This is a genomic window from Sphingomonas pokkalii, assembly GCF_003096275.1.
Taxonomy (GTDB): domain Bacteria; phylum Pseudomonadota; class Alphaproteobacteria; order Sphingomonadales; family Sphingomonadaceae; genus Sphingomonas; species Sphingomonas pokkalii.
Map to the genome: position 1 here is coordinate 2,222,350 of NZ_QENQ01000001.1, position 21,587 is coordinate 2,243,936.

Sequence of the window (21,587 nt, forward strand, 5' to 3'; positions counted from 1 at the left end):
CGCCACCCCATCCCCGCCACCATGCTCAGCGCAGGCCGAGCAGCTTATGCGTCTGCAGGCTCAGCCGCCATCGCGGCCGCGCCATGGCCAGCGCGATCGCCGCATCGCGGTTGGCCGCGGCATCGGCATCGTCCATCGGCTGCACCAGGAAATGGCCGAAGTCCCAGCCTTCGATCGCCTCCAGATCGGTGCCGGGCTGCGGCCAGACCAGCTTCAACTCGTTGCCGCGCTGCTGCACCACCACGCTGCCCGCCTTGGGGCTGACGCAGACCCAATCGATCCCCGGGTGCACCGGCAACGTACCATTCGTTTCGATTGCGATTCGAAATCCCCGCGCGTGCAGCGCCTCGACCAGCGAATCATCGACCTGCAGCATCGGCTCGCCGCCGGTCAGCACCACGAAGCGCGCGGTGCCGTCCGGCCCCCAATGCGCCGCGGCCGCATCGGCCAGCGCCGTGGCATCGGCGAACCGCCCACCGCCCGCACCATCGACGCCGACGAAATCGGTATCACAGAAGCGGCACACCGCCGCAGCCCGGTCGACCTCCCGGCCCGACCAGAGATTGCACCCGGCGAACCGCACGAATACCGCCCGCGCACCGGCATTCACGCCCTCCCCCTGCAGGGTGAGGAACATTTCCTTGACGGCGTAGCTCATGGGTGGACAGCGTAGCGGGTCGGATCGGGCAGCCCGGCCTCTTCGAACCCGCGCGACCGCAGCCGGCAGCTGTCGCACAGCCCGCAATGCAACCCCTCCGGCGTCGGATCATAGCAGGACCAGCTGAGCCCGGCGTCTAGCCCCAGCCGCGCCGCTTCGCGCACGATGTCGGCCTTGGTCATGTTCTGGAGCGGCGCCTGGATGCGGAAGGGATGGCCCTCTACCCCCGCCTTGGTCGCCAGCTCTGCCAGTTTCTCGAAACCGGCGATGAATTCCGGACGACAATCGGGATAGCCCGAATAATCGAGCGCGTTGACGCCGATATACAGGTCGCGCGCACCCGCCGCCTCGGCCCAGCCGAGCGCCAGGCTGAGGAAGATGGTGTTGCGCGCCGGTACATAGGTGACCGGAATGTCGCTGCCGACGCCGGTCTTCGGCACATCGATATCGGCGGTAAGCGCCGAGCCGCCAAAGGCGCGCAGATCCAGCGGCAGGACGATGTGGCGCTCGGCGCCGAGCGTGGCGGCGATCTTCGCGGCGGCGGCGAGCTCGATCTTGTGGCGCTGGTTATAATCGATCGAAAGGGCGAGCAGACGGTGGCCGTCCTCGCGAGCACGCGCGGCGGATACCATCGAATCGAGTCCGCCCGAAACCAGGGCGATGGCGATGCTTTGAGTCATCGGCGCCATCTAGTCCTTTCCGCCACGAAAAAAAATGGCCGCCCCCGAAGGGACGGCCCGGAAAGGATAGAAATGGGAAAACCAACACCGGAAAGAAGCTCTTTCCGGGACGCCCCTTTGTAGCCGCAGAATGCTTAACAAATGGTAACCAAAGCCTTTCAGGAACAATCGCCGACGCGCTTCGCGTCGTAGATCTCCGAAAATGGCTGGCCATCGATCACCCCTTGCGTGTCCACCGTCACCTGGCGCGGCGTATCGACGGTGATGCGGGTAAGCATGGTCCCGTGCCCTGCACAGCTGCTGCGAACGGTCGCGCGGCTGGCAGTGCTTTCCAGCACCACATGCTGGCACGGCGTGTTGACATTGGCGGGGCGAAGCACCTGATACGGATCGCGGACGCACATGGTGCGCTCCTTGTCCTCGCTGTCGCGCGCGGTCCATTTGCCCTTCTGGATCATGTTGATCGCGGGGACATCCAACGTCCGCACACCGCCGCCCGCCTGCTGCCGAGCCGACGCGCCGGCTGCAGCCATCGCCAGCCCGGCAACCATTGCCAACGGCACCCACCCAATTCGTTTGCTCACCCGTTCAAACTCCATGTCGGAGAAGGTGCCGCTCCCACGGCACCTTTTCCGCCCGATATATCATAGGCGAAATTCGGCATTACAACGCCGGCGGAACGAAATCGGCGAGCGCCACCGGGAACTGCTTCGAGCAGAAGGCACAATCGACCTTGATCACCCCGCCCTCGTCCGCCATGGCCGCACGCTCCTCCTCCGGGAATTTGGCGAGCACCTGCTGGATATAGTCCGCCCCGCAGCGGCACCCGCGCGACAGATCGCTGCCGGCGAGCATCCGCACCTCGCTCTCCTCGTTGAACAGCCGCCACACCAGTCCTTCCAGCGCGATCGCCGGATCGGCCAGTTCGTCGGCGCCCATCGTGCCGCCCAGCGCCTCGACATGCTGCCATTCCGGATGATCGAGCCGGACGTGCAGGCGTTCGCGGCCCACCTCGCCCTCGGGGAGATGCTGCAGGAACAAGCCGCCGGCGACGATCTTGCCGTCTTCCTTGCTGCGGCGCATACCGAGCCGCACCAGCGTGGGGATCTGTTCCGACTGGAAGAAATAGTTCTGCGCCGCCTCGGAGATCGAGGCGCCTTCCAGCGGCACGATCCCCTGATAGCGTTCCTTGGTGAGCGCCTGATCGAACGTCACCGCCAGATAGCCGCCGTTGAACAGCGACTTGAGCGACGGGTTCTTGCCGAGTTGGCTGAGGCGCACCGCATCGAACTGCACATAGCCGCGCAATTCGCCATTCTTGTAGTCGCACACCATCAGGCTGACGATACCGCGCTGGGTCTGCGCCTGCAGCGTCATCTGCCCCTCGGCATCCTTGAGCGTGCTGCCGAGCAGCGCAGTGAGGGTCAGTGCCTCCGCCAGCAGCTTCTCGATCGGCGCCGGATAGGCATGGGCCGACAGGATCTCGTTCAGCACCGGCCCCAGCCGCGCGACGCGGCCGCGGACATGGCGGTCGGGAATGGCAAAGCCGGTCACGCGATCGAGATCGGCGGCGGGAACGGGGTTCATCACTGGTCGTCTCCGGCATTCGTGTGCGGCCGCGAGAAGTCGAGGGTGACTCCGCGCGCTCCGACGAACGCATTTTCTGGGTTCGATGGCGTAGATAGGGGTTTCGCGGCGGGAAACAATGTGGCGCAGTGGGACTGCGCGGCGGGGGTTAAGTTCACGAAGTTCACAGTCGCAGCGGTTTTTGCCGGGGGTAAAGTTTAGGAAGTTCACGGTCTCGCGCGATCCGGCGCAGCCCGGTGACGATGCGAAGGCACGGGGAGCGGGCATTGCGTGCGTGTGCGGATGATGCCTTCTTTGACCCTCCCCTCCGGGGGAGGGACGAGCACAGCTTCCAGAGTTCTCTATTGGGACGCGAACCGACATCCCGCTTGCGCGCCATCCAGCGCGGTGGAAAGGGCTCCACGCAACCATGACAAAGAGCATAGAGCACAAGCACATAAGAACATATAGGAAACAATTTCACTTTCGCAACATCTTGTCGCTGGAATGCGAACAGCGTCGGCTATCTGCTTCTATAGATATAGATATGAAGATCGCACCCTTCTCGCTCGCCGCGCTTGCCTCCGCCGCGAGTCCGCGCGGGCAGGCATCCGAAAAGACCGACGGCGCACTCGCGGCGCCGCTCTCCAAGAAGGACGAGATGGCCGCGCGCAAGCTGCAGGAAGCGAAGAATGCGGTAGCGACGCTGGCGGGGGTGAAGAGCAAGGGCAGCGACGATCAAAAGGCGCGCGCAGCCGAGAAGGTGAAGCAGCTCAAGGCGCGGCTGCAGTCGCTGAAGATGATCTATGCCGGCGATCCCAAGAAGCTCGCCCGGGCCGCCGCACAGATCGCCCGCGAACTGGGTGCGGCGGTGAAAAGCTATGTCGATGCCGGGGGCGGCGCGGGCGAGCTGGGCGGCGTCGAGGCCGGCGCTGCGCCTGCCGAAACCGCGGGCGCCGCCGACGAAGGCGGGGCCGAGGGCAGCGAAGCCGGCGCAGCCTCGGCGGAGAATGCGGCGGCGCCCGCAACCGACGCGGCGGAAGGCGACAAGGCGGACGACAAGAGCGCCCCCGGCCTGGGCAAGCCCGACGATGGCAAGAGCGCCGCAGACAGCGCCCGCGAAAAGGCCGATGCCGACTTCGCCCGCGAGGCGCGTGCGCTCGCCCGCGAACTCAAGGCCGCCCTCCGCCGTAGCCATGCGAAGGGGCCGGACGAGGAAGACCGGCGCTCGGGGGAAGAAGCGCTGGCGTCGGTCGATAAGGCGCTGGGGGCGCTGCCGATTGCCGATATCGGTGTGGCGGCGGTGATGGGGATTTGAGGGGCGCGATTGCGGCGCTTTGACGGGTTCGAACCTCTCGCAATCCTCCCCCGCCAGGGGGTGGTGGCGCCGAAGGCGTCGGAGGGGGAGGTAGGCGACCTAATAGCGGCCGGCTTCCTCCCCCGTCAGGCTGCGCCCGCCACCTCCCCCTGGCGGGGGAGGATCAGGGAGATCGTCAAAGCTGCCCGAAACACCAGCGCAGGACAGACTTCTGCGCGTGCAGCCGGTTTTCCGCCTCGGGCCAGATCAGCGACTGGGGCCCGTCGATCACCGCGTCGGTCACTTCCTCGCCGCGGTGCGCAGGCAGGCAGTGGAGGAACCTGGCGTCGGGCTTGGCGGCGGCCATCAGCGCCTCGTCGACCTGGAACGGCATCATCGCCTTGAGCTTGGTCTCGGCATGGGCCTGGCCCATCGAAATCCAGGTATCGGTGACGATGATGTCGGCGCCTTCCGCCGCTTCGCGCGCGGTGCCGACGATGCGGGCGCGGCCCTTGCCCTTCGTCACGTCCGCCTCGCTCGGCTGATAGCCTTGCGGGCAGGCGGCGACGACGTCGAAGTGCATCAGCCCGGCGGCCTCCATGATCGAGGCGAGCACATTGTTGCCGTCGCCCAGCCACGCCACCTTGAGGCCCGGCAGCGCCTTGCCGCTCTCCAGGATGGTCAGCAGATCGGCCATGATCTGGCAGGGGTGCGAGGCGTCGGTGAGGCCGTTGATCACCGGCACGGTGGCGTGCGCGGCCATGTCGAGCACCTTCTGGTGATCGTCGGTGCGGATCATGATCGCGTCGACATAGCCCGAGAGCACGCGCGCGGTGTCCGCAATGCTCTCGCCGCGGCCGAGCTGCATCGACCCTGCGTCCATCACGATGCTGGTGCCGCCGAGCTGGCGGATCGCCATGTCGAACGAGACGCGGGTGCGGGTGCTGTTCTTCTCGAAGATCATCGCCAGCACATGGCCGGCGAGCGGGGCGTCGGCATCCGGCTTGCCCTTGGGCCAGCCCGCGCGGGCGGCCTTGCGGGCCATCGCGTCGTTCAGCATCGCCGCAATGGCATCCGGGCCGGCATCGGTAAGATCGATAAAGTGGCGGGTCATGCTTTCCTCCCTCGCGTGCATTGGGGAGGGGGACCGCCGGCGAAGCCGGTGGTGGAGGGGGAATGCCCCGGGCCACCAACGCCTCGCGCGGGGGAAGCCCCCCCCCTCCACCATGCTGCGCATGGTCCCCCTCCCCCGCTTGCGCGGGGGAGGAAACGCTTTAGTTGGCCGGGGCGAAGCTGCGCGCGCCAGCGCTCAGCTTGTCGATCGCCTCGGCGATATGGCTCTCGTCGATCACCAGCGGCGGCAGCACGCGGAACACATTCTCGCCCGCCGCCACGGTCAGCAGCCCGTGATGATCGCGCAGATGGGCGACGAAGTCGCGGCTCACCACCGAGTCCTTCATCTTGATGCCGAGCATCAGGCCCTTGCCGCGGATCTCCTCGAACAGGTGATCATGGTTGGGGATCAGCTGCTCGAACGCCTGGCGCAGCCGCTCGCCCATGCGGGTGACATGTTCGAGGAAGCCGGGCTCCTCCATCACGTCGAGCACCGCCATGCCCGCCGCCATCGCCAGCGGGTTGCCGCCATAGGTGGAGCCATGGGTGCCGGCGACCATGCCCTTGGCCGCTTCCTCGGTGGCGAGGCAGGCGCCGAGCGGGAAGCCCGCGCCGATGCCCTTGGCCGAAGTCATGATGTCGGGCGTGATGCCGTAATGCTCATAGGCCCACATCTTGCCGGTCCGGCCATAGCCGCACTGGATCTCGTCGAGGATCAGCAGCAGGCCGTGCTCGTCCGCCGCCTTGCGCAGCCCCTGGATGAATTCGACCGAGCCTGCGGTCATGCCGCCCTCGCCCTGGATCGTCTCGACCAGGAAGCCGGCAGTCTCGCCGTCGATCTTGGCGAGTGCGCCCTCCAGATCGTTGAACGGCACATAGTCGAAGCCCGGCAGCAGCGGCTCGAACCCGTCGCGCATCTTGCCCTGGTCGGTCGCCGAGATCGCGCCGAGCGAACGGCCGTGGAAGGCGTTCTTGAAGGTGATCAGCTTGTGCCGCTGCGGATTGCCGTTCGCATAGTGGTAGCGGCGCGCGGTCTTGATCGCGCACTCGATCGCCTCGACGCCCGAATTGGTGAAGAACACCGTGTCCGCGAAGCTGTGCTTCAGCAGGCGCTCGGCCAGCGCCTCGCCCTGGGGCGAGCCGTAGAGGTTCGAGACGTGCATCAGCGTGGCCGCCTGGTCGGCGATCGCCTTCACCAGATGCGGATGGCCATGGCCGAGCGCGTTGACGGCGATACCGGCGGCGAAATCGAGATAGCGTTCCCCGCGTTCCCCGATCAGGTAGCAGCCCTCGCCTCGCACCGGCCGCACACCGCACCGCGGGTAGACGGGCATGAGCGGGGTGATGGTCATGGGAACGATACTCCTTGACGAAAAAAGGGTTGGGAAAACTCCAGAAACGCAAAAGGGCGACCTATCCGGGCCGCCCAATTGTGTTCCTAGGGCCGCTAGGGGCCACAGGTCAACCGCCCTTTGGGACTAGTGGCTGGTGCTGTGATTCCATTGCTGGATGGCACCGCGCGAGCGGCCGTAATCGACGGTACAGGCCATGTACCACGGATAGAATTGCAGCGGCTTCGCCTTGGCGTCGATCGCCTGCCATGCCGAACAGGTCTTCCCGTTGAAGACATGGTCGTTGGGCTGCTCGCCACCGGGGATGCCTGCGTTGCTGAGATAGGCCATATCGAGCTCGCCTTTGGCGATGCCCACCCGCGCTACGCTGGCGGCAGAAAAGCGATAGACCTGCGTTTCCATCAAATCGACGGCGCGCAGCGCTGCGCCCACCGCCGACCAGCGCTGCATCGGCTGGCCGCTGGCGCTCCAGCGGCCGACCTCCATCGTCGTGTTGACCATCAGCATCGTGCGGCTGCGGTCTTCGTCCCCAGCGCCACGGAGCGCGGCCAACACCGGTTCAAGGAACATGCCGAAGCGGGCACCGCCATCCATGTACATTTCGGTGGCATTGGCCGTCTGCAGCGTCACCGGCGGCACGCCGGGCGGGACGGAGGAGGAGGCGAGCATCGCATCGACATAGCAGCCCTGGAGGCGGGCGAGTTCCGTCGGCGAATCGGTATCGAGCGCGCGGGCGGCGAGCTCGGTCATGTCGATGCCATAGCCCTCGCCATCGTCGAGATTGCTCACACCGACGAACAGCTGGCGCTTCTGATCGCGCCATTCGCGGCCGACCGCGCGCAGCGTGCCGGGCGTCATGATCTTCAACAACCGCGCACGAAGCGGCCCGAAACTGGCAGTGGACCCCTTGCGCAGCACGCCGCTCACGGCACCGCCCGCGCGGACGCGCATCAGATCGGCTTCCTTGTCGATCGAATAGGCAAGGACGAGATCGCCGACATTGGACGTGCCGGGTTTCACCACCATCCCCGTGCCTTCCGCCTGGCTGGCCAGCGGGCCATCGACCCAGCTGTAATCGGTACGGTCCGCCGGCACCGGCTGGTTGGCAAGAAACAAGAGGGTGCTCTGCAACGACCCCGTGCTGACGCCGGTGACGATATCCCAGGTCGGCAGCGTGCCCATGCCGTAGAAGAAGCCCGCCCCGAACGAACCGTGCTGGCCGCCGCCGCTCAGTGCGAGGAACTGATCGGAGGGCACGGCGCCCTTCTCTCCCTGCGCGCCCAACAGCGGCGCGCGGCGGGCGCGGCGCTCACGCAGCAGCGCACCCAGCCGCTGGCTGACGGCGTCCTGCGCCGAAGCGGCACGCGCAACCGCGTCCAGGCGATTCGGCGCCTGGTGCCAGCGCGGGCCAACGGTAAGCGGCAGGACCTGATAGTTGCAGCCCAGAATCGGCTTGGGCCGAGGCTGGCTACAGCCGGCGACGGAAAGTCCCGCCGCTGCAAGCAGCACCAACGAACGCAGAAATGGCATGACTTCCCCCATGACGTTGCGGCTCCGTCCCCGCGGAACCCTTTCGTCACGGTCTTACATAGCAGTTCGTTTGAAATTCGTAACGATGCTTCTCTTGCGCGCGCTCAGCTCTTTATCTTCCATCCGCGCCGCAACAGGGTGTAGCAAGCCAGCCCCAGCACCACGTTCAGCCCCAGGATCACGCCGGTGCCGAGCAGGACCGGCGAATCGGCGACGCCCAGGAAGCCGTAGCGGAAGCCCGAGATGATGTAGAAGAACGGGTTGGCATGGCTGATCGCGCGGAACAGCGGCGACAGATTCTCGACCGAATAGAAAGTGCCCGAAAGCAGCGACAGCGGCGCCACGACGAAGTTGGTGATCGCCGCCGCATGATCGAACTTTTCCGCCCAGATCGAGGTCAGTACCCCCATCAGCGACAGGAACAGCGAACCGAGGAAGCCGAACCAAAGCACCGCCCAGAGATGTGCCGGGAACACATGCACGCCCCAAAGCGCCATCGCCAGCCACACCGTACCGCCGACGCAGAAGGCCCGCGTGACCGATCCGCCGGCCAGCGCCGCCAGCATCTCCCCGGTGGAAAGCGGCGGCATCAGATAGTCGACGATCGTGCCCTGGATCTTGCCGACGAGCAGCGAGAAGCTGGCGTTGGCGAAGGCGTTCTGCAGCATCCCCATCACGATCAGGCCGGGCGCGATGAAATCGGCGTAATGAATCGAGACACCGTCGAGCACCACCATGCGCCCGTCTCCACCCAGCGCGACCGTGAAGATCACCAGATAGAGGAGGGTGGTGACGGCCGGGGCCCACACCGTCTGGAGCTGCACCTTGAAGAAACGGCGCACCTCCTTGATATAGAGGGTGCGCAAGCCTCCCCAGTTGACGTTGCGAATCACCGGAACGCCCGGCTCGGGAAGCTGTGAACCGATTTCGGGGTGGCTGCTCATGGCTCGATCGCGTACCCGCTGACGCCGCCGCCCGCAAGACGAAGGAACCGAAGTGAGCTGGACCGACGAGCGTATCGAAACGCTGAAGAAGATGTGGGACAGCGGCCTGACCGCAACCCAGATCGCCGAGGAACTGGGTGGCGTTTCGCGCAATGCGGTGATCGGCAAGGCGCACCGCCTGGGCCTGCCCTCGCGTCCCTCGCCGGTAAAGTCGAACGAAGCCAAGGCCGCCGCAGCCGCCGCCCCGGCACCCGCCGCCGAGCCAAAGCCGACGCCCGCGCCCAAACCCGCCCCTGCACCGGCAGCGCCGCGCGTCCAGGCCGAAGCACCCGCCCCTGCACCGCGCCCGGCGGCACCGGCACCCGCCGCGCCGCCCGCCCCCGCGGCAGCCGCCCCCGCTGCAGATTTCGAGGCCCCGCGGACGCCGCAGCCGGTGCTCCGCTCGGTCGGCCCCGGTGGTTTCATCCGCCAGAATCCCGGTGAACAGGCGCCGCCGAGCACGCCGGCACCGCCGCGTCGGCTGGTGCCCGCCAAGCCGAGCGACGCCATCGCCGGCAAGGCGACATTGCTCGATCTGAACGACAAGATCTGCAAATGGCCGCTCGGCCACCCCGGAGAGCCGGACTTCCACTTCTGCGGCGAGAAGGTGAACCCGGGCTTCCCCTATTGTGTCGAGCATTGCGGCCATGCCTATCAGGCACAGTTGCCGCGCCGCGACCGTCGCACGCCCGCGGCCATGCCCTTTGGCGGTACGCCGCGACCGCGCTGAACCGCGCCTGCCGACGCCCAAGCAAAAGGGCCCGTTCCCACCGGAACGGGCCCTTTTTCCATCGTGCAATCGCTGGACTCAGCGCTTCTCGAGCCGGGCCGCCAGCACTGCATTGCCCTGCGCGGCGGCCACGCTGGCCGCGGTGCGCCCGCTCGCGTCCGCAAGTGCCGGATCGGCTCCCGCCGCCAGCAACAGATCGACCTGGGACGCTCGACCGAACAGCGCCGCCATCATCAGCGCGGTCTGCCCGGCCTTGTTGCGGACGTTGACGTCGCAGCCGGCCTTGAGCAGCCGCGCGGCGATCGCGTCATCGCCCTTGAAGGCCACGCCCATCTGCGCGGTGTTGCCCTGCGCGCTATCGGCCAGGCAGGGATCGGCGCCGGCCGCGATCAACGCCTCCAGCGCCGTCGCCTGGCCGTTATAGGCGGCGAGGATGGCGGGCGTGAAACCGCGGGCGTCGCGGGCATTGGGGTCTGCCCCCAGCCGCACCAGCCCAGGCACCAGATCGGCCCGGCCGGCGCGCGCGGCTTCGAACAGCAGTGCCTGGCGACGCTCGGGCGACGGCAGGTCGGCTGCCGCCGTCTGGGCGGCCGCCATCGGCACCGGGGCCAGCACGGCCCCGGCCAGCAGAAACAACAAGGAACGCATCACATGCTCCGATAGCGCGAATATCCGGGCCGGCAGGTGCCCTCCCGGATATCCGGGAAGGCCTCAGTTGGCGGCCAGCTGCTCGGCGTGTGCCGCGCGATATTCGGCGACCGCCCTCTCCACCTCGGCCAGCGGCACGTTCACCGCCTTGGCGAGCCGGGTGCCATAGTCCTTGTCGGCCTGGTAGAAATAGCTGACCATGATCGTCCGCGTGCGCGGCGACACGACCTTGCCCAGATCGCCCGACAGGTTCTTGATCAGGTCCGCCTTCTCCGCCGCCGGCAGCGCGCGGTAGAAAATGCCCGCCTGGGCGAAGTTGTTGGTCTGCGCGATCGGCTTGGCGGCGACCGTCGCATCCACCGCATAGGGGGCGGCGCCCGCCTCGGCCGGGGTAGTCTTCGGGGCCAGCGCGGCGGGGAAATAGTTCACGCGCGAGGCCCGGCCAGAGGCGTTGAGCTGGCCGTCCTGGCTGTTGTTGACCACCGTGACGCGCGGCTTGTTCACCGGCAGCGCCAGCGCGTTGGCGCCGATGCGGTAGCGCTGGGTATCGGCATAGCTGAACAGCCGGCCCTGCAGCATGCGATCCGGCGACGCTTCGATCCCCGGCACCATGTTCGACGGCGCGAAGGCGGACTGTTCGGTCCATTCGAAGAAATTGTCCGGCACCTTGTTCAGCGTCATCTCGCCGATCTTGCGAAACGGCACGCCCAGCCATTCCTTGGTGTCGTCGAACGGGTTGTAGTCAAGCTTGGCGAAGTCCTCAGGCCGCATCACCTGCACCATCAGGTCCCAGCTCGGGTAATTGCCCTGGGCGATCTCGGTATAGAGATCGTGCGTCTGGTAATCGAACGCCTGGGCGCCGGCCTGCGCCGCGGTGAGCGTGCGAATGCCCTGCCGGCTGATCCAGCGGAACTTGGCGAACACCGTCTCGCCCTTGGCATTGACGAGCTTGAACGCATGGACGCCGTTGCCGTCCATCGTCCGGTACGATGCCGGCGTGCCCAGGTTCGAATAGAGCTGGGTCAGCATGTTGGTCGATTCGGGCGTGGCCGAGAAGAAATCGAAGAAGCGATTCGGATCCTGGCGGTTGGTGACGGGATCGGGCTTCAACGAATGGACCATGTCCGGGAACTGCATCGCATCGCGGATGAAGAAGATCGGCAGGTTGTTGCCCACCAGATCCCAATTGCCCTGATCGGTGTAGAATTTGGTGGCGAAGCCGCGCGGATCGCGCAGCCATTCCGGGCTGTCCTTGCCATGGACGACGCTGGAGAAGCGGACGAACACCGGGGTTTCCTTGCCCGGCTGGAACAGCGACGCCTTGGTGAGATCGGCAATGTCGGCGGTCGCGCGGAACACGCCATGTGCGCCGGCGCCGCGGGCATGGACGACACGCTCCGGCACGCGCTCCCGATCGAAGCGGGCGAGCTTTTCGATCAGATGCGAATCCTCGAGCAGCACCGGCCCCAGATCGCCCGCCGCCTTGGAGTTGCGGTTGTCGCCGATCGGCGCGCCATTGTCGCGGGTCAGCACCGGTGCGGCGCCGGTCTGCGCGGGCAGCGGCGTATCGGGCCGGGCCGGCGCGGGCGGGGCGGTGGTGATGCGGGCGGCGGCCTGGGTTTCGGTCTGGGCGAGCGCGGCGGCGGGCAGCAGGGCGCCGCCGAGCAACGCGGCCATCGCCGCGCCGCTCCGGGTGGAACGAAGCATGTGGAAACTCCCTCTTTGGACGGCGGCGGCAGCAGACTTCCGCGCCGCAGCGCCGTGGCCGCACTATGAAGCTGCGATGATATGAAGGTGAAACGCAAAGACGCGCTCACAGAAATCGATTGGGCCACTCAGCCCCACGTCCCCGCCTTGCGCGGGTGCCCTCGCACCCCCTATACGTTCCGCATGTCCGAAGACCTCTTCGCTGCGCCCTCCGTCCCCGCCGGCACCTATGACGCCTCGTCGATCGAGGTTCTCGAGGGGCTCGAGCCGGTACGGCGCCGGCCGGGCATGTATATCGGCGGCACCGACGAGCGCGCGCTCCACCATCTCGCCGCCGAAATCCTCGACAATGCAATGGACGAAGCGGTCGCCGGCCATGCCAACCGCATCGAGGTGACGCTTTCCGCGCCCAACCGCATCACCATCGTCGACAATGGCCGCGGCATGCCGGTCGATCCGCATCCGCGCTTCCCGGACAAGTCGGCGCTCGAGGTGATTCTCTCGATGCTCCACTCGGGCGGCAAGTTCTCGGGCAAGGCCTATGCCACCTCGGGCGGTCTGCACGGCGTCGGCATTTCGGTGGTCAACGCGCTGTCGGTGGACACGGTGGTCGAGGTGGCGCGCGACAAGCAGCTGTACCGCCAGCGCTTCAGCCAGGGGCAGACGCTGGGGCCGCTCGAGAAGCTCGGCGGCACGCCCAACCGGCGCGGCACCAGCGTCGCCTTCACCCCCGACCCCGAGATTTTCGGCGAGATGCTGTTCAAGCCCGCGCGGCTGTACAAGCTCGCCCGCTCCAAGGCCTATCTGTTCGCGGGCGTCGAGATCCGCTGGAAGTGCGATCCGTCGCTGATCACCGACGATACGCCCGCCGAAGCCGTGTTCCAGTTCCCCGGCGGCCTTGCCGATCACCTGAAGGAGCAGGTCGGCACGCGCGAATGCGCCACCGCCGATTTCTTCGCGGGCACCCAGGAATTCCCGGATTCGCAGGGCCGCGTCGAATGGGCGGTCGCCTGGCCGCTGTGGAGCGACGGCAGCTATAGCTGGTATTGCAACACCATCCCGACACCCGATGGCGGCACGCACGAACAGGGCCTCCGCCAGGCGCTGGTGCGAAGCCTCCGCAGCTTCGCCGATCTGGTCGGCAACAAGAAGGCCAAGGACCTCAATCCGGACGACGTCGTCACCGGCTCCGAGGTGATGCTGTCGGTGTTCATCCGCGAGCCGCAGTTCCAGAGCCAGACCAAGGACCGCCTCACCAGCCCCGAGGCGACCGCGCTCGTCGAAAAGGCGGTGCGCGACCATTTCGACCATTTCCTCACCGACAATATGGAGCGCGGCAAGGCGCTGCTCGGCTATGTGCTCGAGCGAATGGACGATCGCCTGCGCCGCAAGCAGGAGCGTGAGGTCAAGCGCAAGTCGGCCACGACGGGGCGCAAGCTGCGCCTGCCGGGCAAGCTGACCGACTGTTCGGCCGACAGCCCCGAGGGCACCGAGCTGTTCATCGTCGAGGGCGATTCGGCCGGCGGCTCGGCCAAGCAGGCGCGCGACCGCAAGACCCAGGCGATCCTGCCGATCCGCGGCAAGATCCTCAACGTCGCCAGCGCGACCTCGGCCAAGATCCTCGCCAACCAGGAAATCGCCGACCTGATCCAGGCGCTGGGCTGCGGCACCCGCAAGGACTGCGACGCGACCCAGCTGCGCTACGAACGCATCATCATCATGACCGACGCCGATGTCGACGGTGCGCACATCGCGACGCTGCTGATGACCTTCTTCTTCCAGGAGATGCCGGACCTGGTGCGCAAGGGGCATCTCTACCTTGCCCAGCCGCCGCTCTACCGGCTGACCGTGGGCTCCAAGAGCCTCTACGCCCGCGACGACGCGCACCGCATCCAGATCGAATCCAAGGAGTTCAAGGGCAAGAAGGTCGAGGTCAGCCGGTTCAAGGGTCTCGGCGAGATGAACCCGAACCAGCTCAAGGAAACCACCATGGACCCCGCCACCCGCAGCCTGCTGCGCGTGACGCTGCCGCAGGAATATGAGGAGCGTGCCGGGGTGAAGGACCTGGTCGACCGACTGATGGGGAATAATCCGGCCCATCGCTTCGCGTTCATCCAGGAGAACGCGGCACGGCTCGATGATGAGGTGATCGACGCCTGAGACGCGCGAGGCACGGGACGAGGCGACTTCTCAAAGAAGCCGAGCAACGCGTTGCACTATTATGCCAGGCCAGCGCCCCACATGGTTATCGAAGCGTCTATAATGCCCTGCATCGCTACGGCGATACAATGAAGGGGATACGCGCAACCATGACCTTTGGAACATTTATCGAGCCCGACCTTTCGCTGCGGGATAGCGAGGATCCGGCCGCCCAGCTCGATATCCAGGTTTATTCCGGATATCAGGCCCGCGGAGCATATGACCACTTCCTCCGTGAGAATAGTATTTTTGACAATATTGCTCAACGCATTCTGTCTGCCGACTTGCGATATGAAGATCAGTGCTCCGCTAGATATTATTATGATCTAGTCCGCGTGCTGCGTGATTTTAACGGACATTTCGATCGGCTGGTCGAAGTAGGCGTTTTCATGGGCGGATCATCGTCTATTTTCGCCGGCTGCATCGAAAAGTTCGACTTCGACCTCGACATGGTCGATATCAACCCGAAATATCTGCAATTCGCCTATGAACGGATTCGCCGGACCTTCCCGGAAGCGACCGGGCGCGTGCGACTGTTCCATGGCGACATCGCGTCCTATGTCCGACATGTCATGCTGGAAACGCAGGGCGTCCGCCACATCCTGCACCATGACGGCGCGCATAAATTCAACCAGGTGGTGAAAGATATGGCCGCGCTCTATTACGCTCGGGACCGCATTTACGCGATCATTGCGCAGGACACCCATCTGCGCGGCACGATCGAGAAAATGAACTTCGTCGATATGGCGTTGTACGCCGTATTCGGCACCGATCTGAAATATGCGCCGATTGGTGAATCCTATGCCGCGGACACCGAAATGAGCCGCCCCAATATCTATCAGGGCAATTATTTCGTCCCGGGCGCTGCGGAAGGATTTGTGTTGCCGATGGCAGCCAACCGCTTCGTCTATCCGCACCCGGCGCTTCGTATGGACGATTTTCTGCCACCCGCGCGGGCGGAGACCAGGCAGCGCGAGTACGAAGCTGCCTGATGCATGGGCGGGGCGGCATGTGCCCCCCGCCCCTCCAATAGCATCGAACCCTCCGGCCGCACCGGACCGGCCGGAGCAAGCTCGGTTTCGCCCATCCCCAAAGCGCCGGGCAGAATCGCAACCAGCCGAAGCAAGGCAGCGCCGTGGCTCTGGCCGCGCGAAAAAGGTTGTCCAGGGTGTCACATTGTATCATGCCACCACGGCATGTTGCAGCCCCTGCCCACCATCGCTCCAAATGGTTCCGCCCGCCCCCGCATCCGCGCGATCGACGCACTGCGCGGGCTGGTGATGCTGCTGATGCTGGTCGATCACACGCGCGAGGCGTTCTATTCGACGGTGTCGGTCGCCGATCCGCTCGGGCCGGACACGCCCAGGGCGCTGTTCCTCACCCGGCTGACCGCCCATTTCTGTGCCCCGGTGTTCGTGTTTCTAACCGGACTTGCAGCGTGGCTCTATGCGCAATCGCGAGGCGGCGCTGCGGCGGCCTCGGACTTTCTGTGGAAGCGCGGGCTGTTCCTGATCGCGCTGGAACTGTCCGTCATCAATTTCGCCTGGAGCTTCGATCTCACGCCGGCGATGCTGTACCTCCAGGTGATCTGGGTGATCGGGCTGTCGATGCTGGCGCTGGCCGTGCTCGTCCACCTGCCCCGCCCGGTGCTGATCGCGCTGGCGCTGGCGATCGTGCTGGGGCATAATCTGCTCGACGGCGTGCATGTCGCGGGCGAGCCCGGCCATGCGATCTGGGCGGTGCTGCACGAGCGCACCATCTTCGACCTGCCCTGGGGCTGGCGGCTGCGAATCAGCTATCCGCTGCTGCCATGGATCGGCGTGATCGCGCTGGGCTATGCGCTAGGGCCATGGTTCGCCGCCGAGGCGAACGGGACGGCCCGCCGGCGCGCGCTGACCCGACTCGGCCTTGCCGCGCTGGCGCTGTTCGTGCTGCTGCGGGCCACCAACATCTATGGCGATCTCCACCGCTGGCAGGCGGGCAAGGACGCGCTCGGCACCGCGCTCCAGTTCGTCAACCTCACCAAATATCCGCCCTCGGCCGATTTCCTGCTGGCGACGCTGGGTGTGGGGCTGATCGTGCTGGCCGCGTTCGAACACCTGCCCGAGCGGGCGACCCGGCTGCTCGCGGTGCTGGGCGGAGCGCCGCTGTTCTTCTACCTGTTCCACCTCTATCTGCTGCGCGCACTGAACCTGGTTGCGGCCGACGCGCTGGGCGTCGACGGGCCGGTGAGCGTGCCCAATGTCGCAACGCTGTGGCTGCTTGCGGCCGTGGTGGCGGTGCCGTGCTGGTTCGCCACCCGCGCCTTCGGCCGCCTGAAGCGCGGCAGCGACGCGTGGTGGCTGCGCTACCTATAAGTCCCCGCGCATCCGGCGTTGATGGTATTTCACCCGGACGGTGATGCCGAGGACCATGAGGAAGAAGGCCAGCGCCAGCACCGCCGCCGGCACCGCAACCGGCATCGGCAGCACCTTGGCCCTGAGCGCCGCGAGCAGCGCGCCGAGCACCGCCAGCCATACCGCGCCCATCCGTAGCGGCCGGGCCACGGCGCGCAGTTCAGCCTGGTAGGCGGCGCGTTCGGCGGGGTCGTTCAGGCGCGGCGGGGTCGGCATGTCCAGTCTTCCTTCAACAGCCCGTAGAGCGTGGTGTCGCGGACGCCGATATGGGTTTCCCATTCGGCGCGCAGCACCCCTTCCAGCCGGAAGCCCAGCCGCTCGAGCAGCCGGCGCGAATACACATTGTCCGGGTCCGTGTCCGCAAAAACCCGTCGATAGTTCTCGGCGAGGAAGAGCTGGTCGAGGACGCAGGTCAGCGCCTCCTCGGCGATCCCCCGCCCCCAATGCGGCCGGGCGAGCAGATAGCCGATCTCGCTGACATGCCGGCGCTTCTCGTTGACCGCGACGAAGCCGATCGCGCTGTCGTCGCCCGTCAGCGTGATTGCCCAGTGGCGCCAGCCTTCCTCGTCCTCCTCGGCGAACCAGGCGCGGGTCTCGGCCAGGTCGGCATGGGGGGCGTGGTTCCACCAGCGCATCAGTTCCGCATCGGCATAGGCCGGGTGAAGAGCGTCGGCATCCCCGGCAACGAGCGGGCGCAACCGCAGCCGCGCGCTGCCCAGGATCGGCGTGTCGGGCGCCTCGCCCTCAGGCTCAGCGATTGCCACCGATCAGGTCGCCAAGGCCGCCCAGCACCGAGCCTTCGCCGCGGCTTTGCCCGCCGCCCATGGCCGCCGCCGCCATCCGCCCGGCGAGCCGCGCGAAGGGCAGCGACTGGATCCACACCTTGCCCGGCCCCCGCAGGCGGGCGAAAAACACGCCTTCGCCGCCGAAGAACATGCTGCGCACGCCGCCCACCGAGACGAGATCGAAATCGATCGAGGACGTCAGCGCAGCGACGCAACCGGTATCGACGTGCAGTTCCTCGCCGGGCGCCAATTCGCGCTCGACCACGGTGCCGCCCATCTGGACGAACACCCAGCCATCGCCGTCCAGCCGCTGCATGATGAAGCCTTCGCCGCCGAACAGGCCGGTCATCACCCGGCGCTGAAAGGCGATGCCGATCGAAACGCCCTTGGCCGCGGCGAGGAAGGCATCCTTCTGGCAGATCAGCGTACCGCCATAATCGGACAGTCGCAGCGGCAGGATCGCGCCGGGCGTAGGCGAGGCGAAGGCGACGCGCGCCTTGCCATGGCCATTATGGGTGAACACGGTGGTGAACAGGCTTTCGCCCGTCACCAGCCTTTTGCCGGCGCCGAGCAGCTTGTCCATGAAGCCGCCGCCTTGCCCGCCGCTGCCGTCCCCGAATACCGTCGTCATGCCGATCGCGGCATCCTTCCACACCATCGCGCCCGCTTCCGCGACGGCGCTTTCGCCGGGATCGAGTTCGATCTCGACGAACTGGAGCTCCTGCCCCTTGATCTCGAAATCGATATCGTCGGCGCTGCCATCACGACGGTGATGCGTCCAGGGGCTTGCGGGCGGCATAGGAAACTCTCCATCCTCTCGTTGCTGCCGATTACTACACCAATGGCCGCGAGAGGCGAGCCCCCGCCATCGCCCTTGATCGCGCGGGCTAGCCGGGCCATGTGCCCGACGACGCAATGGGAGTTTGGATGCATGGACGCGCGTAACGGCATTGGCGGCAGCCTGACGGGCCTGGACCTGCGCGCCGAAATCGATCGGCTGCGCAAGGAGCGCAATGCCGTGATCCTCGCCCATTATTATCAGAAGCCGGAGCTGCAGGATCTGGCCGACTTCGTCGGTGACAGCCTGGATCTGAGCCGCAAGGCGGCGGAGACGGATGCGGACGTGATCGCGTTCTGCGGCGTGCGCTTCATGGCGGAAACCGCCAAGATCCTCTCCCCCGACAAGATCGTGGTGCTGCCGGACATGGATGCCGGATGCAGCCTGGAAGACAGCTGCCCGCCAGACCAGTTCGCCGCCTTCCGCGCGCAGCACCCCGATCACATCGCGCTGACCTATATCAATTGCTCGACCGAGGTGAAGGCGCTCAGCGACATCATCGTCACCAGCTCTTCGGCCGAAAAGATCCTGGCGCAGATCCCGGCCGACCAGAAGATCATCTTCGGCCCCGATCGCAACCTGGGCGGCTACCTCCAGCGCAAGAGCGGGCGCGAGATGCTGCTGTGGCCGGGCGTGTGCATCGTCCACGAAGCATTCAGCGAAACCGAACTGCTGAAACTGAAGGCCGAACATCCCGGCGCGCCGATCGCCGCGCATCCGGAATGCCCGCCCTTCATCCTGGACCATGCCGACTATGTCGGATCGACCAAGGGTATATTGGATTTCTCCAAGACGATCCCCGGCGACACGCTGATCGTCGCGACCGAGCCGCACATCATCCACCAGATGCAGAAGGCGATGCCGGAGAAGCAGTTCATCGGAGCCCCCGGCGCCGACGGCAACTGCAATTGCAACATCTGCCCGTACATGGCGCTCAACACGATGGAGAAACTGTATCTGGCGCTGCGCGATCTGACCCCGCGGGTTGAGATCGAGGAAGGGCTGCGCCTGCGCGCCAAGCAGAGCCTGGACCGGATGCTCGACATGGCCGGCGGCACCGTCGGCAAGGGCGACCTGGGCCCGCGCCAAGGCTGATCCGTTCAAGGCTGATACAACTGGCACCCGGTACGGCCGGGAGGGCGTCGACGCGCGACCGGATGGGCAGTAGAAACGAGGTGCAAACCTTGGCACAACTACCCGGAAGAGGTGGTGCTGCCGTCGCGCCGACTCGTTCTGGGCCATGATCGTCGATGCAGGATACATCGCCAGCCGCCATCGCCAGCAGTCGCGAAGCTTCGCCGCTTCCGCGGGCGCGAATGATGGCGCGGCTGATCACCGAGATGCAGATGACGATGATCGCCGCGGGTGCCCGAGCCCTGCACGGCGATCTCGATCGCGCGATCGTGTTCATGGTGGTGGCGAGGATCAGCGACATGTCGGCGGGCGATCAGTCGACCGACGATCGGCAGGCCGCCCACGCGATCAGCATCAATGCGCTGGCCACGTCGCTCAACCGGCCGTTCGAAACGATGCGGCGGCATATTCACGCGCTGTGCGACATGGGTCTTTGCGCACGCGGCCCCGGCGGGGTCACCGTGCCCGAACGGGTGCAGACGCGGCCGGAAATCGCGGCACTGTTCCGCACCTGCCACGATGCGCTGGTGCGGCTGGCCGAAGACCTTGCCGAATTCAACTTCCCGCTGCCGGAAACACGGGCGCATCGCCGCTATAGCTGGCAGGCCGGGCTCACGGCGGCGCATGATATCCTGCTGACCGGCATCGAATTCCATGCCCATCGCTTCCAAAGCTGGACGGACATGGTGATGGCGCACGCGATCATGTGCGCCAATTCCAGGCCCTTCACCTATGATCGCGCAGTATCTCAGGCGTATGCCGAATCCAGCAATCTGCCGCCCGATACGCTGCGCCAGCCGGTATCGACCGGCGCGATTGCGCGCACGCTGGGTGTGCCGGTTTCGACCGCACATCGCCGTGTTGCCGTAATGGTCGATTCGGGATTCCTCGTCCGGCGCCGCCGCGGCGTGATGCTGGCCGATTCGGTGCTGAGCGATCCCGATCGGATCGCGGAGACCCGCACCGCCCTGCTCCATACCCGCCAGATTCTGATCCGGCTGGCCGCCGCCGGATTCCGCTTCACCGATCCTGCCGCCTGCTATCTCGACGGGCGGCCGGAACTGGTGCCATTCGCATAGACGCGAACCGCATCGGCTTTTACAGCGCAGCCATGTCCTTCGCGCTTCCCCATTTCGATTGCGACGCCTTCGTCCGCGCCACCCTTGCCGAGGATCTGGGCGATGGCGGCGACGTCACCTGCGCCGCGGTGATTCCGCCCGACGCGCGCTTCGCCGGCGCGATGGACAGCCGCGATCCCATCACCGTCGCGGGTCTGCCGATCGCCGAGGCGTTCTTCCGCGCACTGGACCCTGCCGTACGAATCGAACGGCTGGCGGCGGACGGGGACCAGGTGGCGCCGGGTACCGAACTGCTCCGCCTGCAGGGCCTGGCGCGCGCGATGCTCACCGCCGAACGCTCGGCGCTGAACACCGTGCAGCACCTCAGCGGCATCGCCACGCTGACACGCCGCTATGTCGACGCCATCGCCGGCACCGGGGCGACGCTGCTCGATACCCGCAAGACGCTGCCCGGGCTGCGCGTGCTCGAGAAATATGCCACGCGCATGGGCGGCGCGACCAATCACCGCATGGGCCTGTGGGATGCGGCGATGATCAAGGACAACCATGTCGCGGTCGCGGGATCGGTGGAAACCGCCGTCGCCCGCGCCGTTGCCGCCGGAATCGCGCGGATCATCGTCGAGGTCGACCGTATCGACCAGATCGCACCCGCCCTTCGTGCCGGGGCGACACACCTGCTGCTCGACAACATGCCCCCGCCCGTCCTGCGCGACGCGGTGACGCTGGTCGCCGGGCGCGTGCCGACCGAGGCATCCGGGGGCGTGAACCTCGACACGATCCGCGCGATCGCCGAAACCGGCGTCACCTATATCAGTGTCGGCCGGCTGACCCAATCGGCACCGGCGGCCGATATCGGCCTCGATTTCGCGGCGCTGTGAAGGAAGGAATGGGC

The 21,587-nt window shown here is 66.4% G+C and carries 21 protein-coding genes; 8 read left to right on the forward strand and 13 right to left on the reverse strand.

What is annotated here, in order from left to right; genetic code table 11:
* Window positions 1–25: 25 nt before the first annotated feature.
* From queE to hslO, 4 genes are all read right to left on the reverse strand, one after another.
* Window positions 26–658 (reverse strand): 7-carboxy-7-deazaguanine synthase, encoded by a 633-nt coding sequence (gene queE / locus DD559_RS09960; RefSeq protein WP_116469040.1) that lies wholly within the window; start codon window positions 656–658, stop codon window positions 26–28.
* Complete coding sequence (gene queC / locus DD559_RS09965) at window positions 655–1,347, reverse strand: 7-cyano-7-deazaguanine synthase QueC (protein ID WP_116469041.1); 693 nt, start codon at window positions 1,345–1,347, stop codon at window positions 655–657. The genes queE and queC overlap by 4 nt, the downstream gene beginning before the upstream one ends.
* A gap of 149 nt (window positions 1,348–1,496) precedes the next feature.
* Window positions 1,497–1,922, reverse strand: a complete 426-nt coding sequence (locus DD559_RS09970) for a hypothetical protein (RefSeq protein WP_240610204.1) — start codon at window positions 1,920–1,922, stop codon at window positions 1,497–1,499.
* 79 nt (window positions 1,923–2,001) lie between these two features.
* Complete coding sequence (gene hslO / locus DD559_RS09975; protein WP_116469043.1) at window positions 2,002–2,925, reverse strand: Hsp33 family molecular chaperone HslO; 924 nt, start codon at window positions 2,923–2,925, stop codon at window positions 2,002–2,004.
* Window positions 2,926–3,451: 526 nt separating this feature from the next.
* On the opposite strand from hslO, the gene DD559_RS09980 reads away from it, so the two are divergent.
* Complete coding sequence (locus tag DD559_RS09980; protein WP_116469044.1) at window positions 3,452–4,222, forward strand: hypothetical protein; 771 nt, start codon at window positions 3,452–3,454, stop codon at window positions 4,220–4,222.
* 175 nt (window positions 4,223–4,397) lie between these two features.
* On the opposite strand, the gene argF is transcribed toward DD559_RS09980, so the two are convergent.
* The 4 genes from argF to DD559_RS10000 all read right to left on the reverse strand — a co-directional run bounded on the left by argF (window position 4,398) and on the right by DD559_RS10000 (window position 9,140).
* Window positions 4,398–5,315: an ornithine carbamoyltransferase gene (argF, locus tag DD559_RS09985; protein ID WP_116470837.1), complete on the reverse strand. Its 918-nt coding sequence runs from the start codon at window positions 5,313–5,315 to the stop codon at window positions 4,398–4,400.
* Window positions 5,316–5,475: 160 nt separating this feature from the next.
* Window positions 5,476–6,666, reverse strand: coding sequence for an aspartate aminotransferase family protein (locus DD559_RS09990; RefSeq protein WP_116469045.1), 1,191 nt, complete (start codon window positions 6,664–6,666; stop codon window positions 5,476–5,478).
* A gap of 126 nt (window positions 6,667–6,792) precedes the next feature.
* Window positions 6,793–8,196: a patatin-like phospholipase family protein gene (locus tag DD559_RS09995; protein WP_240610205.1), complete on the reverse strand. Its 1,404-nt coding sequence runs from the start codon at window positions 8,194–8,196 to the stop codon at window positions 6,793–6,795.
* A gap of 104 nt (window positions 8,197–8,300) precedes the next feature.
* Window positions 8,301–9,140, reverse strand: coding sequence for an ABC transporter permease (locus DD559_RS10000; protein ID WP_116469047.1), 840 nt, complete (start codon window positions 9,138–9,140; stop codon window positions 8,301–8,303).
* A gap of 52 nt (window positions 9,141–9,192) precedes the next feature.
* On the opposite strand from DD559_RS10000, the gene DD559_RS10005 reads away from it, so the two are divergent.
* Window positions 9,193–9,909, forward strand: a complete 717-nt coding sequence (locus tag DD559_RS10005; RefSeq protein ID WP_116469048.1) for a GcrA family cell cycle regulator — start codon at window positions 9,193–9,195, stop codon at window positions 9,907–9,909.
* A gap of 78 nt (window positions 9,910–9,987) precedes the next feature.
* On the opposite strand, the gene DD559_RS10010 is transcribed toward DD559_RS10005, so the two are convergent.
* Window positions 9,988–10,557, reverse strand: a complete 570-nt coding sequence (locus DD559_RS10010) for an ankyrin repeat domain-containing protein (RefSeq protein ID WP_116469049.1) — start codon at window positions 10,555–10,557, stop codon at window positions 9,988–9,990.
* Window positions 10,558–10,620: 63 nt separating this feature from the next.
* Window positions 10,621–12,264 (reverse strand): catalase, encoded by a 1,644-nt coding sequence (locus DD559_RS10015; RefSeq protein ID WP_438270403.1) that lies wholly within the window; start codon window positions 12,262–12,264, stop codon window positions 10,621–10,623.
* A gap of 183 nt (window positions 12,265–12,447) precedes the next feature.
* Here DD559_RS10015 and parE point away from each other — a divergent pair, with 183 nt between their 5' ends.
* From parE to DD559_RS10030, 3 genes are all read left to right on the forward strand, one after another.
* A complete protein-coding gene (gene parE, locus DD559_RS10020; RefSeq protein WP_116469050.1) occupies window positions 12,448–14,424 on the forward strand; it encodes a DNA topoisomerase IV subunit B in 1,977 nt (658 codons plus the stop codon).
* Window positions 14,425–14,573: 149 nt separating this feature from the next.
* Window positions 14,574–15,455 (forward strand): class I SAM-dependent methyltransferase, encoded by an 882-nt coding sequence (locus DD559_RS10025; protein ID WP_116469051.1) that lies wholly within the window; start codon window positions 14,574–14,576, stop codon window positions 15,453–15,455.
* A 204-nt stretch (window positions 15,456–15,659) separates the two neighbouring features.
* Window positions 15,660–16,820, forward strand: a complete 1,161-nt coding sequence (locus DD559_RS10030; RefSeq protein ID WP_116469052.1) for an acetyltransferase domain-containing protein — start codon at window positions 15,660–15,662, stop codon at window positions 16,818–16,820.
* Here the strand turns inward: DD559_RS10030 and DD559_RS10035 are convergent.
* The 3 genes from DD559_RS10035 to DD559_RS10045 are packed head-to-tail and all read right to left on the reverse strand — an operon-like array spanning window position 16,815 to window position 18,443.
* Window positions 16,815–17,075, reverse strand: a complete 261-nt coding sequence (locus tag DD559_RS10035; protein WP_116469053.1) for a hypothetical protein — start codon at window positions 17,073–17,075, stop codon at window positions 16,815–16,817. The two genes, DD559_RS10030 and DD559_RS10035, sit on opposite strands and share 6 nt — an antisense overlap.
* Window positions 17,054–17,623 carry a GNAT family N-acetyltransferase gene (locus tag DD559_RS10040; RefSeq protein ID WP_116469054.1) on the reverse strand — a complete coding sequence of 190 codons (570 nt, stop codon included), beginning with the start codon at window positions 17,621–17,623 and terminating at the stop codon, window positions 17,054–17,056. Before DD559_RS10040 ends, DD559_RS10035 begins: the two co-directional genes overlap by 22 nt.
* Window positions 17,610–18,443: a TIGR00266 family protein gene (locus DD559_RS10045; protein WP_116469055.1), complete on the reverse strand. Its 834-nt coding sequence runs from the start codon at window positions 18,441–18,443 to the stop codon at window positions 17,610–17,612. The genes DD559_RS10040 and DD559_RS10045 overlap by 14 nt, the downstream gene beginning before the upstream one ends.
* A 132-nt stretch (window positions 18,444–18,575) precedes the next feature.
* Here DD559_RS10045 and nadA point away from each other — a divergent pair, with 132 nt between their 5' ends.
* The 3 genes from nadA to nadC all read left to right on the forward strand — a co-directional run bounded on the left by nadA (window position 18,576) and on the right by nadC (window position 21,573).
* Complete coding sequence (gene nadA / locus DD559_RS10050; RefSeq protein ID WP_116469056.1) at window positions 18,576–19,577, forward strand: quinolinate synthase NadA; 1,002 nt, start codon at window positions 18,576–18,578, stop codon at window positions 19,575–19,577.
* A 224-nt stretch (window positions 19,578–19,801) separates the two neighbouring features.
* A complete protein-coding gene (locus tag DD559_RS10055; protein WP_116470839.1) occupies window positions 19,802–20,695 on the forward strand; it encodes a winged helix-turn-helix domain-containing protein in 894 nt (297 codons plus the stop codon).
* 32 nt (window positions 20,696–20,727) lie between these two features.
* Entirely contained in the window at window positions 20,728–21,573 is an 846-nt protein-coding gene (gene nadC / locus DD559_RS10060; protein WP_116469057.1) for a carboxylating nicotinate-nucleotide diphosphorylase, read from the forward strand.
* The last annotated feature ends 14 nt before the right edge of the window (window positions 21,574–21,587 follow it).